The 530-nt window shown below is 34.2% G+C and carries 1 pseudogene; it reads left to right on the top strand.

Annotated features, from left to right (window positions below):
* Positions 1 to 530 (top strand): annotated as a pseudogene (locus A8C32_RS20585) (DUF7594 domain-containing protein); the annotation flags it as partial.

Here is a 530-nt window from a genome sequence, read left to right as displayed (position 1 = left end):
GGATGGCAACAAAGGTAAAAACCTTATTGGAGCTGTTAATTATTTAAAAAATCAACAAATGAACTCCATGTCTATGTCTTTGTTTGGTGGGGATGATACAAATGTATTTCCATGGACAGATCCTAGAGATAAGTTTAGATATGATGTGTCTAAACTTGAACAATGGGAAATTGTTTTTGACCATGCTGAAAAAAATGGCCTTATGCTTCACTTTAAATTAGCGGAAGCTGAAAACTATAAAAAACTATCATTCGATCAAATTAAGGTATACTATCGTGAAATGGTAGCTAGATATGGACATCATTTAGCCATTGAGTGGAATATCTCTGAAGAATATGGAAAGGATGACAACAATAACGATGCTGCTCCTGCTAATGTAATTCCTAGAATAGATTGGTTAGCTAGTATAGACCCTTGGCAAAATCACAGAGTACTTCACACATATCCAGGTAGACATGAAAAATACTATAACTACCTAATTAATAACAATGCCAAATTAACTGGGGCTTCTGTTCAAAGTTCTAGATCAA

This window comes from Flavivirga aquatica (assembly GCF_001747085.1).
Taxonomy (GTDB): Bacteria; Bacteroidota; Bacteroidia; order Flavobacteriales; family Flavobacteriaceae; genus Algibacter_C; species Algibacter_C aquatica.
The sequence above is the reverse complement of the archived record's forward strand: the minus strand, read 5'-3'. Positions and strand labels throughout refer to the sequence as shown.